The following is a 1,110-nucleotide window of genomic DNA, read 5'->3' on the forward strand; positions in this document are numbered from 1 at the left end:
CGTCGCCCTGCCGGGCCGGCGCCGCCCCGGCGGCCTCCTCGACGCCGGCGCCCTCGACCTCGACGGCTCGGACGCCTTCGACGGCCCCGACCGCGACGACCCCGACCGGCTGCGGCCCAAGACCCGGGCCGAACTCGGCGCCACCGGCCGCCCGTTGCTCATCGCGGTCGGCTCCCTCGACCGGCACCGCGGCTACGACGTCCTGCTCGACGCGGCCCGCGCGTGGCGGAACCTCGATCCGGTGCCGCTGGTGGTCATCGCGGGGGAGGGGCCGCTGCGGCCCGTCCTGCAACGGCGGATCGAGGACGAGGAGCTCCCGGTGCGGCTCATCGGGCACCGCGAGGACGTGCCGGAGCTGCTCGCCGCCGCTGACCTGGCCCTGCTCACGAGCAGCTGGGAGTCGCGGTCCGTCCTCGCCCAGGAGGCGCTGCACGCGCGCGTGCCGCTCGTCGCCACCCGGGTCGGCGGCGTCCCGGACCTCGTCGGCGACGCGGCCGAACTCGTCCCGTACGGCGATCCGGAAGCCCTCGCCGGCACCGTCGTACGGCTCCTCGCGGACCCGGAGCGGTGCGCGGTGCTGCGCGAGCGCGGGACGCGGCAGGCCGCCGGCTGGCCGACCGAGGACGAGACCGTCGCCCAGGTGCTCAGCGTGTACGACGAGTTGACCCAGCCGAGGCCACTGGCCTGACCGGTCTCAGGACACATGCCGGCGCGCCCGCAGGGCCAGGCTCAACGCCAGTACCGTCTGCGGGTCGTCCAGGTCCGTGCCCAGCAACTCCCCGATCCGGGCGAGCCGGTTGTACAGCGTCTGCCGGTTCAGATGCAGTTCGCGGGCCGTCTCCGCCTTGCGGCCGGCGTGCGCCAGATAGGTCTCCAGGGTCGGCAGCAGCGGCGGCTTGGAGCGCCGGTCGTGGTCGCGCAGCGGGCCGATCGCCCGGTCCACGAAGGCCGCCAGGTCCGGGTGGTCGCGCAGCCGCCACAGCAGCAGGTCGATGTCGAGGCGCCGGGCGTCGTACCAGGGCCGGTCGGTCAGGCCCTGGGCCGCGGTCGCGGTCTCCGCCGCGTGCCGCAGCCCCGCCGAGGCCGCCGCCCAGCCGCCCGCCACCCCGA

2 protein-coding genes are annotated in these 1,110 nt (G+C 76.6%); one reads left to right on the top strand and one right to left on the bottom strand.

All coding sequences use genetic code 11. From position 1 onward, the window contains the following. The coding region (locus tag ABZV94_RS41910; protein ID WP_356350407.1) for a glycosyltransferase at positions 1–688 on the top strand (688 nt) is incomplete at its 5' end. Positions 689–694: 6 nt separating this feature from the next. Here the strand turns inward: ABZV94_RS41910 and ABZV94_RS41915 are convergent. Then, positions 695–1,110: helix-turn-helix domain-containing protein (locus tag ABZV94_RS41915; RefSeq protein WP_356350409.1), on the bottom strand; the 416-nt coding region annotated here is incomplete at its 5' end.

The organism is Streptomyces sp. NPDC004658 (assembly GCF_040609555.1).
GTDB lineage: Bacteria > Actinomycetota > Actinomycetes > Streptomycetales > Streptomycetaceae > Streptomyces.